14 protein-coding genes are annotated in these 15,607 nt (G+C 33.0%); 8 read left to right on the top strand and 6 right to left on the bottom strand.

Going from position 1 to position 15,607, the window contains the following annotated elements; all coding sequences use genetic code 11:
• Positions 1 to 42: 42 nt before the first annotated feature.
• The gene (locus ACOOWA_RS04555; protein WP_421373520.1) at positions 43 to 1,173 is read right to left on the bottom strand and encodes an 8-amino-7-oxononanoate synthase; all 1,131 of its coding nucleotides are present in this window, start codon (positions 1,171 to 1,173) and stop codon (positions 43 to 45) included.
• 42 nt (positions 1,174 to 1,215) lie between these two features.
• Positions 1,216 to 1,734, bottom strand: coding sequence for a DUF1761 domain-containing protein (locus tag ACOOWA_RS04550; protein WP_421373517.1), 519 nt, complete (start codon positions 1,732 to 1,734; stop codon positions 1,216 to 1,218).
• A 115-nt stretch (positions 1,735 to 1,849) separates the two neighbouring features.
• On the opposite strand from ACOOWA_RS04550, the gene ACOOWA_RS04545 reads away from it, so the two are divergent.
• On the top strand, positions 1,850 to 3,760 hold the full coding sequence (locus ACOOWA_RS04545; RefSeq protein WP_421373516.1) for an ABC-F family ATP-binding cassette domain-containing protein: 1,911 nt from the start codon (positions 1,850 to 1,852) through the stop codon (positions 3,758 to 3,760).
• A gap of 74 nt (positions 3,761 to 3,834) precedes the next feature.
• Here the strand turns inward: ACOOWA_RS04545 and ACOOWA_RS04540 are convergent, their stop codons facing one another.
• Both ACOOWA_RS04540 and ACOOWA_RS04535 read right to left on the bottom strand, forming a co-directional pair.
• On the bottom strand, positions 3,835 to 3,993 hold the full coding sequence (locus ACOOWA_RS04540) for a hypothetical protein (protein WP_421373513.1): 159 nt from the start codon (positions 3,991 to 3,993) through the stop codon (positions 3,835 to 3,837).
• A gap of 10 nt (positions 3,994 to 4,003) precedes the next feature.
• Positions 4,004 to 5,062, bottom strand: coding sequence for a Gfo/Idh/MocA family protein (locus ACOOWA_RS04535; protein ID WP_421373511.1), 1,059 nt, complete (start codon positions 5,060 to 5,062; stop codon positions 4,004 to 4,006).
• Positions 5,063 to 5,216: 154 nt separating this feature from the next.
• Here ACOOWA_RS04535 and ACOOWA_RS04530 point away from each other — a divergent pair, with 154 nt between their 5' ends.
• The 3 genes from ACOOWA_RS04530 to ACOOWA_RS04520 all read left to right on the top strand — a co-directional run bounded on the left by ACOOWA_RS04530 (position 5,217) and on the right by ACOOWA_RS04520 (position 8,870).
• Positions 5,217 to 7,526, top strand: a complete 2,310-nt coding sequence (locus ACOOWA_RS04530) for a TonB-dependent siderophore receptor (protein WP_421373508.1) — start codon at positions 5,217 to 5,219, stop codon at positions 7,524 to 7,526.
• A gap of 80 nt (positions 7,527 to 7,606) precedes the next feature.
• Positions 7,607 to 8,122 carry a hypothetical protein gene (locus tag ACOOWA_RS04525; protein WP_421373505.1) on the top strand — a complete coding sequence of 172 codons (516 nt, stop codon included), beginning with the start codon at positions 7,607 to 7,609 and terminating at the stop codon, positions 8,120 to 8,122.
• Positions 8,123 to 8,279: 157 nt separating this feature from the next.
• On the top strand, positions 8,280 to 8,870 hold the full coding sequence (locus ACOOWA_RS04520; RefSeq protein ID WP_421373502.1) for a hypothetical protein: 591 nt from the start codon (positions 8,280 to 8,282) through the stop codon (positions 8,868 to 8,870).
• A gap of 99 nt (positions 8,871 to 8,969) precedes the next feature.
• Here ACOOWA_RS04520 and ACOOWA_RS04515 read toward each other — a convergent pair whose 3' ends face one another.
• Positions 8,970 to 9,605, bottom strand: a complete 636-nt coding sequence (locus ACOOWA_RS04515; protein ID WP_421373501.1) for a peroxiredoxin — start codon at positions 9,603 to 9,605, stop codon at positions 8,970 to 8,972.
• A gap of 90 nt (positions 9,606 to 9,695) precedes the next feature.
• Between ACOOWA_RS04515 and ACOOWA_RS04510 the strand changes: the two genes are divergently transcribed.
• Positions 9,696 to 10,586, top strand: coding sequence for a mechanosensitive ion channel family protein (locus ACOOWA_RS04510; RefSeq protein WP_421373498.1), 891 nt, complete (start codon positions 9,696 to 9,698; stop codon positions 10,584 to 10,586).
• A 61-nt stretch (positions 10,587 to 10,647) separates the two neighbouring features.
• Here the strand turns inward: ACOOWA_RS04510 and ACOOWA_RS04505 are convergent, their stop codons facing one another.
• A complete protein-coding gene (locus tag ACOOWA_RS04505; protein ID WP_421373495.1) occupies positions 10,648 to 13,182 on the bottom strand; it encodes a phosphoenolpyruvate carboxylase in 2,535 nt (844 codons plus the stop codon).
• A 111-nt stretch (positions 13,183 to 13,293) separates the two neighbouring features.
• On the opposite strand from ACOOWA_RS04505, the gene ACOOWA_RS04500 reads away from it, so the two are divergent.
• From ACOOWA_RS04500 to ACOOWA_RS04490, 3 genes are all read left to right on the top strand, one after another.
• Positions 13,294 to 13,698 carry a hypothetical protein gene (locus tag ACOOWA_RS04500; protein WP_421373493.1) on the top strand — a complete coding sequence of 135 codons (405 nt, stop codon included), beginning with the start codon at positions 13,294 to 13,296 and terminating at the stop codon, positions 13,696 to 13,698.
• Between the two features lie 244 nt (positions 13,699 to 13,942).
• Entirely contained in the window at positions 13,943 to 14,197 is a 255-nt protein-coding gene (locus ACOOWA_RS04495) for a hypothetical protein (RefSeq protein WP_421373491.1), read from the top strand.
• 143 nt (positions 14,198 to 14,340) lie between these two features.
• On the top strand, positions 14,341 to 15,504 hold the full coding sequence (locus ACOOWA_RS04490) for an iron-containing alcohol dehydrogenase (protein ID WP_421373489.1): 1,164 nt from the start codon (positions 14,341 to 14,343) through the stop codon (positions 15,502 to 15,504).
• Positions 15,505 to 15,607: the final 103 nt, after the last annotated feature.

The raw sequence follows: 15,607 nt of genomic DNA, 5'->3' as shown, positions 1-15,607 counted from the left end.
ATATTATTTAAAAATCACAATAAAGTGAACCTTATTCTTAATTTATTTAAAAGGTTTTCTCTGAACCCACTCTACTTTTGGATTTAAAGATGTAAAAATCTTTTCAATAAAAGGATTAATTGCTTTATGAGTATGTTTAATTAAACCAAAAATTTCGATTGGTTCTGCCCCGATTGTCGACTTTATTTCTAAAGCTGTTCTTCCAAAAATAATCCGTTTAAATTGATTTGAAATCCCGAATTCTGTCATATCAAAAAGCATATTCAGATAAATCTGTTTTTCTTTCTGGATTTCTCTATTGTAGCCGAGAAAGTACGTATCAATATCCTGATTATTAAGAATTAAAGTATAAAAACCAATCGGTTTTTCATTTAAGAAATATCCGAAAACTTTGAAATTTTCCTGGAGATTCTGTTTCATGCTTTCAAAATGGTGATCGGTAAGAAAAAAAGTATTGAAAGGTGCATTTTCAGCAACATTTTGATATAAAACGTTCATTTCCTTTTGATGCTTTTTTACAGCATCAAGATCAAGTTCAATTTTCTGAATTCCTTCGAGTTTTTTCTTTGCAGATTTCAATCTTGCTCTGTATTTTTTAGAAAAATCATCCGCATAGTTTTCAAAAGTTTTCCATTCAGGTTTTATATGTAAAATCATATTTGGCTGAACTGAGAACCTGAAATAGGATGTAAACTTTTCATTATCAAAATTCTTTAAAAACGATGTCTGATAATCTTTAAAAATAATCAAAGAAGATTTTCCGAATTTATTTTGTAGTGTTTTAGCCGCTTCATTTAATAAAGAAACTGATTTTTCTGCGGAAATTTTTGAAGTATCAAAATAAAAACCATTTTGTCCGGTCAACATATTATTGCCGAAAATCATCACATCTTTTGTAAACTTTTTGGCTAAAAAATTTCTGACACTGCATAAAATTTCATCTTTCTGAAAAGTTTTATGCTCAATAAAACTCAGATATTGAAACAAAGCCCCGCCAATTAGATTTTCGTCTGCAAAAAATCCAACAAAAAAACATTTCATATTCGCCGGTTTCGAATCTTCCAGAACACGAAAATATTCTTCAGACAACATCATATTATGTTGCCCGATTACAAGATTCCAATCTGTTGGAAGTTCTTTTACAAGAGTGAAAATTTGAAAAGTATAAGACATAAAAAAGGCCACAAATGTAGCCTTAAAATTTATATTACAAAATTATTTTTGAGTCACCCAATTGAAACCGTCCATTGCGTACCAACCGCAGATAATTCCGCCCATTATTGTAATGGTAATCGTCCAGAATCCGGTGTTGATAAATACATATTTCCACGACTTTCTTTCAAACATCGCATTGATTGCAATTAAAGGAAAAACAAAGAAAATTCCTGTCATAAATGAATGTAAAGCACCGTGACCAAACGAACGATACGCCATTCCGTAATCATGCATAAAAGCAGTGTATGAAGGTTTTGCTAATTTTTCGTCACCACCTATCATTCCCAACGCACCAAACTGATGAATCGTGACAAACTGAAGAAACATTCCGATTAAAATTGATAAAATAATTGACAAAATAAAGACAACGCCCATATTTGCGCTTTTCATTTTCTCTTGTGTCAATCCGGATTCTCTCATCCAAACATTTCCGAAAAGCTTAGGATTATACCAGATAAATCCCATTACCAAAGGAACTAATGCGGCAAAAAGTATTGCCAGAAAATTAATTTGCACCATCGTTTTTATAATTAGTTTAGTATTTCAAATCTACATTAAAAAACTTTAACACCATATATTTAAGCAGTTAAAGCTTTAATATTTCGTACTTTTGCACCACAAAATTTAGATATTCATGAATTACGTTGCTGCTGAGAATCTTACAAAATCTTACGGAATAAAAACCCTTTTCAAAAACATCAATTTCAACATCAATGAAGGTGACAAAATTGCCATCGTTGCCAAAAACGGAAGCGGAAAATCTACCCTTCTTAAAATCTTGATGGGCAAAGAGATTGCAGACAGCGGAACAGTTGTAATTAATAAAGACATTCAGGTGGTTTTGTTTGATCAGGAAATCGATTTTGAATCTGATCTTACGATTGACGAATTTATGATGACGCTAGATTCTGCGCCTATTTTAGCTTTAAAAAAATATCATCATGCATTGCTGTCAGGAAATCCGGATGAGATGGAAACTGCATTAGCTGAAATGGAGATTCACAAAGCCTGGGATCTTGAGAATGAAATGACGCAAATTCTCTCTCAACTGAAAATCACGGATCTGACTGCTAAAATGGGAATGCTTTCCGGTGGACAGATTAAACGTGTTGCATTAGCAAAACTTTTAACGGAAACCAGAGCTGAGCATCGTCATACCTTATTAATTATGGATGAGCCGACCAATCACCTTGACGTGGAAATGGTAGAATGGCTTGAAAACTATTTAAATAAAGCAAAAATCACCCTTCTTCTGGTAACTCACGACCGATATTTCCTTGATGCAGTTTGTGGAATTATCTGGGAAATGGAAGATCAGAACTTATATTTTCATCAAGGTGCTTATGCGACTTATCTTGAAAACAAGATGATTCGTGAAGATAATTTGAACTCGACGATTGACAAAGCTCAAAACCTTTACCGTAAAGAACTGGAGTGGATGCGTCGACAGCCAAAGGCAAGAACTACAAAGTCAAAATCTCGACAGGATGATTTCTACGAAACCGAAAAAATTGCCAAAACAGATACCCGTAAAGAAAAATTAGAGCTTGATTTTGAAATGAAGAGATTGGGAAATAAAATTCTTGAGCTTAAAGATATTTCTAAAAGCTATGGTGACAAATTATTACTAAAAGATTTCAGTTACTCGTTTCAGCGTGGTGAAAAAGTAGGAATTGTTGGTAAAAACGGAGCCGGAAAATCTACTTTGTTAAACATCATCCAAGGTTTTGAACCGAAAGATTCAGGGGAAATTGAAAAGGGTGAAACTATCAAATTCGGATATTTTTCTCAGAAAGGTCTTAAGTATAAAGAAGAAGAACGCGTAATTGATTTCATTAAAGATATTTCTGAAAATTTTCCTTTAGCGAACGGAAGAACAATTACCGCATCGCAGTTTTTAAGATTATTCTTATTCGACGATCAGACTCAATATTCGCCGATTTCGAAACTTTCGGGTGGTGAAAAGAGAAGATTGCATTTGATGTATATTTTATATCAAAATCCAAACTTCTTGATTTTTGATGAGCCAACGAATGATCTTGATCTTCCTACATTGACGGTGTTGGAAAATTTCCTTTTAAATTTTCAGGGAAGTTTGATTATCGTTTCTCACGACCGTTATTTTATGGACAGAATTGTTGACCATATTTTAGCATTTGAAGGTGAAGGAAAAATTAAAGATTTTATCGGAAACTTCTCAGAATACAGAGAAAATAAGAAGTTGGAAGAGGGAAGCAAGAAGCAGGAAGTACCTGAACAAAAAACTGAAGTTTCTAAAAAAGTTGACTCTGTTCTTCCAGTTCCGATCTCCCCACTTCCAGCTAAGAAAAAACTTTCTTTCAAAGAACAGCGTGAGCTTGAAACCATTGAAAAAGAAATTCCTGCTTTTGAAGAAAAAAGAACTCAGATTTTAGACCAACTGAATAATGAAGCTGATTATGATAAGATTTCAAAACTTTCAGCAGATTTAGAAAGTATTTCAGAAAAGCTGGAAAATCACGAAATGAGATGGCTGGAAATTCAGGAAATGATGGGTGAAGCTTAAATTCAATTTAGAATTAAACATAAAAAATAGCTGTTCAAATCTACTGAACATCTCTTTTTGTATTTCTTCAGAAACTATTTTTTCTTTATCATTGTAAAAATACTGTAAAACAGAAATGCAGTTCCTAATGTAAGAAATCCGTATTTCAAATACATATTATCATCTACTAATGTCATGGCGATTCCTACAAACAGCAAACCTATAATCGTAAAACCTGAGCTTCTTTTTTTCATTTTTTAAGTTTTAATTCAAATCAATAACCTTCCCTTTCTTAGAACTTTCAAGAGCAGCTTCAATGATTTTCATATTCTGTACAACTTCACTTCCAAGCGACGGCAAAGCATATCCGAAAACAATATGTTCATAAATTTGCTGGTAATAATTCATGTAATTTCCCGGCTCAGTAAAAGTTGGAATTCTTTGTGACTCTGAATTTTCATTAAAATAATTTAAAATCCCATCGGCTTCTTGCAAAGGTTTCGTCCAGTCTTTTCCGTAGGTAGGAATTGCTCCGCCTGCTAATTCGTTTTCCTGATCATCAGTTCTTTCCTGTAGAAAACTTCCTTTACTTCCATGAATTTTATAGGCATAATGATCTTCTTTCGTGAAAACCGAAGATTTTAGTCTCACTCTTAAATTACCTTTATAATAAAGAAGGATTTCAAAATAATCATTAGCAAGGCTCTCTCCTTTCATTGAAAAAACATCTGCAAAAAGTCTTTCAGGATACCCAAAAAGCTGCGTTGCCTGGTCTATCAAATGCGAACCAAGATCGTGAATAGATCCGGAACCGTTTAATTCAGGATTTTCTTTATGCTCTTTTGCACTTGGCTCAGTCCTGAATCTGTCAAAACGAATTTCCACTTCTTTTACTTCGCCTAATTTTCCTTCAGCCAAAACTTTCTGAACCTGCAAATAATCTCTGTCGAATCTTCTGTTTTGATAAACACTAAGGAAAAGATTTTTACTTTCAGCTAAATTGACCAATTCCTGAGCTTCAGAAACGCTTACTGTGAAAGGTTTTTCAACAATAACATTTTTACCAGCTTCTAAAGCTTTTTTCACATAATCGAAATGAGTCTGAACCGGAGTATTTACAACAACCAATTCTACATCAGCATTTTCAATCATTTCTTCTACTGAGCGATAAATAACGGCATCAGGATATTGAGCTTTTGAATCTTCTTTGGAACGCTCCACAATCGCCGACATAAAAAAACCGGGATGTTCTTTTAAAAACGGAGCATGAAAAACTTTACCGCTCATTCCGAACGCACACAGACCTACTTTTACCAATTGCATAAGATTTATTTTAAACAAAGATATTTAAAATTTTAGCATAAGATTTTTTGTCCCGAAAAGATAATTAAATATGATAAAAATCAGAAATTTATTTTTAATTATTCTAAACAAGAATCCTACATTTGCCATTATTTAAAATAGCTCTAAATAACCAATGAAAAAACAAATTACCACATTAGGATTTTTAGCAATTTCAGTAGCAGTTAGTGCACAGCTTAAAAATACAGAAAGTGATACACTGAGAATTACAACTATTGAAGATGTAAATCTGCATAAATCGGGAAATCCAAACAAGGCAACTTCGATGTCTACCAAGTCAAATCTGACAATAATGGAAACGCCGCAACCTATTGCCATTGTTACTCACGAAATTATCGAGCAGCAACAATCCAGACAACTGAGTGATGTTTTACAGAACGTAAACGGAATCTATGTAACGTCATCAAGAGGAAATTCTCAGGATAGTTTTGGAGGTCGTGGTTTTATTCTTGGTAATGATAATATGTTTAAAAACGGATCGAGAATTAACAGTGGTATTTTCCCGGAAGTAAGCGGTTTGGAGAGAGTTGAAGTCTTAAAAGGAGCCAATGCAATGCTTTATGGAAATACGGCTGCAGGTGGAGTAATCAATATGATTACGAAAAAACCTAAATTTAATTTTGGCGGAAGTATCGGTTTAAATGCAGGAAGCTGGAATTCTTACAAACCAACGGTAGATATTTACGGACCGTTAAGTAAAAACATAGCATTCCGGGTAAATGGAGCTTACGAATATGCTGAAAGTTTCAGAGATGTGGTACAGTCTGAAAAATATTATTTTAATCCTTCTTTTGTATTTAATTTAAGCCCAAAATCACAGTTAATTGTTGAAGCTGACTATCTTAAAAATAATTTTACACCAGATTTCGGAATTGGCGCTGTTGAAAATAAAGATAGAAGCTATTCTATGAATACAGGATTGGCAAGAAATGTATTTTTAGGAACAGATTGGCAGTATCAGGATGTTGAGCAGGTTTCTACCAATGCAACATTTAATCATCAGTTTAATAATAGTTGGTCTTTAAATTCTACGGTTTCTTATCAAAACTACACCAAAGATTATTTTTCTACAGAAAGAGTTCAGTGGGGTTATGCTGCAGTAAAACCGAACCAGCTTTCTTGGAACAGACCATTGAACAGAACTTATAACGAGCAAAATTATACTTCAGCGCAGGTAAATTTAAATGGTGAATTTAATACAGGAAGTATCAATCACAAAGTTTTGGTTGGAACTGATGCAGATTATGGAGTGAGTGATTCTTATACTTATTATAATCCTGATAATAACAAAGTTTTTGGTACAAGTTATTATTTTGGCACAAATGGTTTGTCTGGTATTAACGGACAACCTGGAACTATTTACCTCGATGACCCATCTACTTGGGTTTCTGGAGCAATGCCCAACTCTACAGCATTAAATAAAACAAGAATCAACACGAGAAGAATTGGTTTATATGCTCAAGATTTCGTTAGTCTTACAAAAGAATTTAAGGTAATTGCAGGCTTACGTTGGTCATATATTGAAAATATGCCTACTATAAGAACAGATTTTAAAATAGCGACCAGTAACATCGTTAATCCTAATTCTACAACAGGAAAAAAATTAGTGGAAAACTCTGCCACTTCAGATCAGGCAATATCCCCAAAAGTTGGTTTAGTTTATAATCCAAATGAAAATCTATCAATTTTCGGAACATATACCAACTCATTTGTAGCCAATACAGGATTAGACGCATTTTCACTTCAATCTCTAAAACCTTCAATGGTAGATCAGTATGAAGTGGGAGCAAAGAAAAACTTATGGAATAATGCTGTTGCGGTTAATCTTTCGCTATATCAGATTTCTTACAGAGATTTTTATCAGGCATTTATAGATCCTGCAACAGGTTTAGCGACCACAGATCCGAGAAATCTAAAAGAATTTGTTGGAAAGATGAGAAGCCGAGGAGTTGAATTAGATATTACAGGAAATCCGACCACAAATCTATCAATTATCGGAGGTATTTCTTACAACAATTCTGTGTATCTAGATACGCCAGAAAAAGTAGGTTACGTAGAAAACCAAAGATTGGTAAGAACTCCTGCTACAACAGCTAATTTATCTTTATTCTATACTTTTACGAAAATAGTTAAAGGTTTAAAAATTGGGGCTTCTGCATATTACATTGGTGATCGATTGGCAGGATGGAATGACACAAAAACCGGAGCCAACAGTTTAGCAGCCAGAAACGGAGTAAGCAGAGCTTTTGAACTGAAAGATTTTACGACAGTTTCTATTTCTGCAGGATATGAGTGGAAAAAATTCATGATCCAGGCAAAAGTTGGAAATTTATTTGATGTAGAGAATTATACTGTTCACGAAAACTATTCTGTGAACCCAATCGCACCAAGAAACTATTATTTTACACTGACCTATAAACTATAATTTTTTTAATAAATAATTTTCCCTTTCGAAGTGGAAGTTGCAAATTTGCAGCTTCTACTTTTTAATTTAAAACTGAGTATATGGATAAAATTAAGGACACCAGAAGTTTTATGAGGATTACCCACCGTTATTTGGGATATTTCATGGCAGGAATTATGATGATTTATGCTGTTAGTGGTGTATTGCTGATTTACAGAGATACAGATTTTCTGAAAAAAGAAAATAAAATTGATAAAAAAATTGCTGTTAACCTTTCAGAAAAACAACTTGGTAAAGAATTAAAAATCAAAAATTTTGAAGTTGAAAAAAAAGAAGGTGATATTTTAAAATTTAAACAGGGTACTTACAACATTGCTACAGGACAGGCGAAATACACAAAAAAAGAACTTCCCTTTGTTTTAGACAAAATGACGAAGCTGCACAAATCACAGTCTAAAGATACCCTTTCTCCTCTCAATGCATTTTTTGGTGTATGCCTTTTCTTTTTTGTAATATCAAGTTTTTGGATGTTTAATCCAAAAAGCAGACCTTTTAAAAGAGGTATCAAATTTACGGTTGCAGGTCTTATTTTGGCAATAATTCTTATTTTTATATGAATCGGAAACTTGACAAATCAGCTTCCTTAAGGGTTTGTAATTTTTTTTTATGTTTATGTTAACAAAGAAAAAATGTTCCGAATCAAATGATGTGGCACATTTATTGATTTTATCGTTTTGTCAAAATAATAAACATTAATATTTAAAATTATAAATTATGAAAAAGTTAATTTTTACAGGTATAATAGCAATCGCTGGTTTGACTACATCTGCAAATGCACAAATTCAAGAAGGAAACTGGATGGTTGGTAGTACTTTGCTTTCAAGTAACTTCGGATTAAATACTGGAGCTGGGTATGATATTAAGCTTCAACCAAGAGCTGCATATTTTGTAAAAGATAATATTGCAGTTGGAGGTTATGTAACTTTAGGATTTTCAAAACCTGGAGCAGGAGAATCAACACAGTTTGATTATGGAGTTGGGGCTTTGGGACGTTATTTTTTATCTCCAGGTGAAAAAGGAGTTGATAATTTACTAAATCACGGTAGATGGTTTTTTGAAGGAAATGTTGGAGTTGGAGGATTTAATGTAGAAAATGGTATATCTACTACGGGACTAGACTTTGGAGTAGGTCCTGGCTATTCTTACTTTATTACACCGAATATTGGGGTTGAAGGATTAGTAAAGTATAATGGGGTAACAGGCGTTGGAAATGAAGGTCTAACATCGAGAATCAGTTTTAATGTTGGTTTCAGTATTTATTTACCAACTTCAAAAGCAAAAGCAATTGCCAACGACATAAAATAATTTAGTCTTATCTAAATAAAACAAAAGCGGCTCAGAAAATTTTCTGAGCCGCTTTTTCAATTAAAACTAAACTATATATAATAAATAAAAAATCTAAGCCTATTTATTGGGTTGCGGTGTATATCGTAAATATGGTTTTATTTCTGTAACACCTTTCGGGAAAATATTTTTAGCATCTTCTGTAGAAATTGCTGGTGGAATAATCACATCATCACCATCATTCCAATTCACTGGAGTTGCAATTTTGTGAGAATCTACCAATTGTAATGAGTCTAAAACTCTGCTGATCTCATTAAAATTTCTACCTGTTGAAGCAGGATAGGTAATAATTAATCTTACTTTCTTTTCAGGATCAATGATCAATAAAGACCGCACAGTTGCTGTTGCAGAAGCATTGGGATGAATAAAATCGTACAGCTCAGAAACTTTTCTGTCTTTATCTGCAATAATCGGAAACTTTACTTCCGTATTCTGAGTTTCATTGATATCTTTAATCCATTTTTTATGATCCTCTGCTCCATCTACACTTAGTGCGATTACTTTTGTATTCTTCTTTTCAAATTCAGATTGTAATTTTGCAGTAAAACCAAGTTCTGTGGTGCAAACCGGAGTAAAATCTGCCGGATGTGAAAATAAAATGCCCCATGAATTTCCTAAATATTCATAAAAATTAATATTTCCCACTGATGAATCTGCCTGAAAATCTGGTGCGGTATCTCCTAATTTGATTGACATAATATTTCTTTATTAGTCTACAAATTTAATAGACTTTTAGTAACTGGCAAAATTTTTGCTTAAAAAATATTTTAAAATTTAAAAATAATTATGGATTATGGCTTAGGTTACGTAGATACCGTTTACAAAGTTTTGCAAAACTGGTATATTACATTCGCAAAACTTACTCCCAAACTTGTCGTAGGGGTTCTGGTATTTATGTTTTTTTTATTTACAAGTAAATATCTGAGTAAGCTTGCCGTAAAAATCATGCATAAAGTCTTTCCAAACACAAAGAAGGAAGGGTCAGTCATCACCATCATCGGTATTTTCAGATTCATGATTATGTTGATGGGAAGTTTCATTGCATTAGAAATAATGGGATTCAGCGGCTTTCTGTGGAAATTTATCGGAAGTTTAGGAGTTGCCGGTGTCATTGCCGGTGTCGCTTTGAAAGATTTGGTTTCAAGTATTTTTTCGGGAATGCTGATCGGAATTGACAAAGCTTTTAAAATTGGAGACTATATTACAATAGGAAATCACTCAGGAACCGTGCAGGATATTGGTTTTTTAACCACAAAACTCATCACAGACGACGGGAAAAAAGCTTACATTCCCAATCAGGTAATTTTTAATGCTCCGTTCTATAACATTACAGCATCCCCACAAAGAAGAATTATTTTAGATTTTGAAATTCCTGCGGATGAAGACATAAGTAAAGCACAGCAAGGTATTTTAGATGTTATTAAAAATTTAGAAAATATAGATAAACTTGAAACGGCAGAAGTAAATTTCACCAGTCTAAAACAGGGAATTTTCAATCTTCAGGCAAAATTCTGGATTGCTGTTGGATCAAATATGATTCATATCAAAAGTGAAGCGTTAGAAAAAATAAAAAAACGCCTTGATGCAGACGGAATACCTTTAGTAACACCTACGAGTATAAATCTAATCAATCAAACAAGTGAAACGCCAAATCCCAATGATAAGTTGGATTTATAATCAAAAAAGAGACTGCCATAAATAGCAGTCTCTTTTCTTTTAGCTTTAAAATTATTTTTCTTTAAGCAGAATTTCTGCTTGCATTGATATTTCCAAACAGAGAACGTGTTACCAACTTTTCGTAAGCCTCTTTATTTCCCTCTCCTTTCTGAATTTTCATTAAAGCATATTGCTGAATACTCAACAATGGAAGTACAATTTTCTCACGAATCTTTACCGACTTTCTGGACAACGGATCTTCCTGCTGAAGCAATTTAAATCCGGTCAATTCCAGCATAATATCTTTTGAAAGATTGTATTCTGTGAACAAAACGTTCCAGAACTCACCGAATTTTGGGTTATTTTTAATGTAATATGTTAATGGAAAATATGATTTGTTCATACTCATCATCGAGTTTAAAACCAAAGTTTTAAAGAAATCCGAGCCTTTATACAGGTCAATAACTTCATTAAATCTTCCCTGCTCTTTCATCTGCTGCATCGCAAAACCAAACCCGAAAAATCCGGGAACATTCTGTTTCAACTGAGACCAGGATCCTACAAAAGGAATTGCACGTAAATCCTCAAACTTCAGTTCGCTGTCGCCTCCACGTTTTGAAGGGCGACTTCCGATATTGGTCTTTCCGTAATATTCCAAAGTACTCATCTCCTGTAAATACGGAACAAACATCGCATGAGCTTTTAAATCTGAATATTTTTTATAACTAATATCCGCCAGTTCGATGATTAATGCTCTTTCTTTTTCCGTTAAATCTTTTTTGGAGTTTTTGAAAACATCATTCTCCACTCCGGCCGTCAAAAGCTGTTCGAAATTATATTTTGCCTGTTCTTTATTACCAAAAATACTGGTAATCGTTTGTCCCTGAATCGTTAATTCAATTTTATTATTGGCAATTGTTTTTCCTTGAGAAGCGTAGAAATCATGCGTTTTTCCGCCTCCTCTTGCAGGTGGACCTCCTCTTCCGTCGAAGAAAATAACTTTAATTCCGTTTTCTTCTGAAAGTTGGGTTAAAACTTCTTTAGCTTTATAAATTTCCCAGTTTGCCTTCAGATAACCGCCGTCTTTTGTTCCGTCTGAGAAACCAAGCATAATTGTCTGTTGATTTCCCCGTCTTTCCAAATGTTTCTGATAAACAGGATTTCTGTACAGTTCATTCATCACATTTTCAGCGTTGGCAAGACCTTCCATTGTTTCAAAAAGCGGAACAATATCCATCTTAATTTCTTCATCCTGATAACCTGAAATTTTGAAAAATGCATACACATTCATCACATCTTTCACCGCGTCAGAATTTGAAATTATGTAACGATTCATTCCACGAACTCCGTTTGACTCCTGAATTTCTTTAATCTGGGCAACATTGATTAAGGTATCGGAAACAATTTCGTCATAAGAATCAGTATCAATTTTCTCTGAAATCTCAATTAGTTTATTAAATTTTTCAATGTGATCAGCTTCAATATCTCCAAAAAGTTTTGCAAAAACATCATCAATAACTTTCTGATGAATTCTGCTGTCCTGACGAATATCCAAAGTGGCAAAGTGCGTTCCGAAAATCTTCACACGATCTCTGAAATTTTGCAGCAAATCTAAAAACAGAGAATTGTGCTGGCTTACCAATATTTTTTCAACATCATTTAATCTTGTTAAAATATCTTCAGTCGTAATTTTTTCATTTCTAAAAATAGCACTGTACAATTCATTGCTTAATTGAGTCAGAATTTCAGAAACACCTCGGAAACTTAGTCTTCTTCTTACATCTTTTAAATTTCCGTAATAAGATTTTAAAATCGCTGTACGAAGTTCTTCCGAAACTCTTTTCGTAACCGCAGCTGTGACAAATGGATTTCCATCGCGGTCTCCACCCGGCCAAAAACCAAGCTGAATAATATCTTCATGAAGATTAAAATGTCCGTTATCAAAAGTTTTTCTGATTTTCGTAAAGAGTTCTCCAATCGTATCATAATAAACGTAACGCAGATAATGTATGATGCTCAATGCTTCATCAATCGGAGTTGGTTTTTCTTTATTGACGAAAGGTGTTTTTCCTAATTGCTGTAAAAGGGTGTCAATATTTGTAATCGAGTCATCCGTAATCGCTTTACGCAAATCATGAATAATTCTTTGAACCGAACTTGGGTAAAACTGTGTCGGATGTGCTGTGAAAACAACTTTAACAGTAAAATCTTTCAGTTTTTCACGTACTTTTTCCAATTTGTGATCGTGAAAAGATCTTTCATAAAGATTGGTAACCGTTCCGCTGTCACTTTCAGAATGTAATCCGGGGAAAGCTGCATCTTCAATACTATCAAACAAAACTACCTGTCTTTCAATATATTGAATGATTTTAAAAAGAAGTTCAAGTTTTTGTTCTTCAGTTTCTAAATCGGTATGATTTTTAAAAAATTCTTCTACAATTTCTACCGGAGTTTTTCCCTGATCGTACCCAATTTTACTTTCTTCACAAAGAAACGGAAGCAGCATCCCGATATTAGTCATCTTATCATAAGGCAGGCTCATAAACAAAGAATTGTAGATCTGGAACTTATTTTCCACAATCTGCCTGAATTTTTCTGCGCGCTGGTCGTGTATCATATAACAAATGTGGTAATTTTATAAATAAATAGCAATAATTTTTAAGGCAAATAATAAAATATTGCATTAATATTATTTAATTTTGAAAAAATCTCACCAATTAAAATTTAAATGAAAAAATTAATCATATTTCTTTTAATCTCGTTTCTTTTCACAGCTTGCGCAGAAACCTGCTACAATCCGCCGCAACCGATTGTTTTTGAATTTGTAAATTCTAATGATGAAAATCTGATTACCAACGGAACGCTGACTCAATATTCAATTAAAGAGGAAAATCAGACAGCAATTCAGCTTACGAAAACATCGGATGACAAAGTTCTTTTAGAAAATGTCGGAGCTTACAATGGTACAAAAAATTACACTTTCAGTTCAAATCTTAAAAATTTTGAATTTTCAATTGAATCATCAGAATTTAATTCGGGATGTGACGGATATCAAATCAATAAATTAACGTTTACAGGAATTGCAATTGATGTAAAAGACGAAAAGGGTCATTATAAAATTGTTTTCCAATAAATTTAAAGAAATAGATAAAACGTTAATTAATGAACAATTTACAGTCAATATTTTTCTACGTTAAGGGAATTTTAATTAAGAAATTCCCTATTTTTTTGTAGTTTCGTGATAACAAACTCTAAAATATTTCGATAATAAAAACTTTGTTTCTGTTTTTTAAAATTCTTGCAATAACTTGAAAATGCCTATGCAACACAAGAAACAATATATTACACTAAATGTATCAAACTAAAAATTAAAAGTGATGAAACTCAATAAATTATCTGACCTCAGTTTAGAACAACTCGAATCAAAGAAAAAAACAGTCAAAAGTTTAGCAATAGGATTGGGAATTGTGATAATAATTGCCTGTTCTGTACTTTTCTATGTTGCAATGACTTCCGAAAATTTTGCTTTAATTGCCGTTGCTGTAGGAAGTTTAATGTCTTTAATGCCTATTTTCATTAGTATTAGCCAAATTAATGCTGAAATAAAATCAAGAAAATCTAAATATCTGTAATTAAAATATTGTTCTCTTTTAATAATTTAAATTCAAGCTAAATTTCAATAGTTTAAATAAAATTAAATCATTCAAATTTTAAAATTTTCTTAACTCAGTTTTTGTATTTCTATGCTTACATTTGATGTAAATAAATTAGAACAATGCTTAATTTCGAGTTTAAAAATCCTACAAAAATACTTTTCGGAAAAGGTGAAATTGCAAAAATTTCAACTGAAGTTCCCAAAGATGCCAAAGTTTTAATGATTTACGGAGGCGGAAGCATCAAAAAAAATGGTGTTTATAACCAGGTAAAAGAAGCTTTAAAAGACCACGACTTACACGAATTTGGTGGAATTCCTGCCAATCCGGAATACGAAGTTTTAATTGATGCTTTAAAATTTATTAAAGAAAACAACATCACTTATCTTCTTGCTGTTGGTGGCGGTTCTGTAATTGATGGTGTTAAATTTCTTTCAGCTGCTGCAAATTATGAGGGCGAGCCTTGGGAAATTCTGACAAAACCTGTTCGTACTTTCGAAGGTGAAGGAATGCCTTTCGGAACTATCTTAACTTTACCTGCGACAGGTTCTGAAATGAATTCAGGCTATGTCATCTCAAGAAGAAAAACCAATGAAAAATTATCTTCGGGCGGACCTGGATTATTTCCACAGTTTTCGGTTTTAGATCCTGAAGTGATCAGATCAATTCCAAAAAATCAGATTGCAAACGGAATTGCCGATGCTTATACGCACGTTTTAGAACAATATATGACAGCTCCGTCTTCTGCAGATCTTCAGGAAAGAATTGCTGAAAGTATTTTAATAAGTCTTCAAAATGCTGCTCCAAAAGTAATGTCGGAAGAATTTGATTACGATGCTGCAGGAAATTTCATGTGGTGCTGCACAATGGCTTTGAATGGTTTAATTCAAAAAGGAGTGATTACTGATTGGGCAGTTCATGCAATGGGACACGAATTAACTGCTTATTACGGAATTGATCATGCAAGAACTTTAGCTGTTATTACACCTTCACATTATCGTTATAATTTCGAGACCAAAAAAGGAAAATTGGCTCAATATGCTGAAAGAGTTTGGGGAATTACTGAAGGAAACGTTGAAGAAAAAGCTGAAAAGGCCATTTTAAAAATGGAAGAGTTCTTCCAAAGTTTAAATATTAAGACAAAACTTTCAGACTATACTCAGAATTTTAACGGAACAGCAGAGAGAATTGAAAAAGCTTTTACTGAAAGAAATTGGTCTGGTTTGGGCGAAAATAAAAACCTTTCCCCAAAAGATGCTTTCAAAATTGTAGAAATGAGTTATTAATTAAAATGACAGCTTAAACTTGGCAGACGATTTTTTTATCTTCTGTTTTTAAAGTTCTGCTTTTTGGCTGTCATTATTTTTTCTGCAAACATTTGTTTAAAAA

Source organism: Chryseobacterium sp. GP-SGM7 (assembly GCF_049166575.1).
In the GTDB taxonomy this organism is placed as follows: Bacteria; Bacteroidota; Bacteroidia; order Flavobacteriales; family Weeksellaceae; genus Chryseobacterium.
The sequence above is the reverse complement of the archived record's forward strand: the minus strand, read 5'-3'. Positions and strand labels throughout refer to the sequence as shown.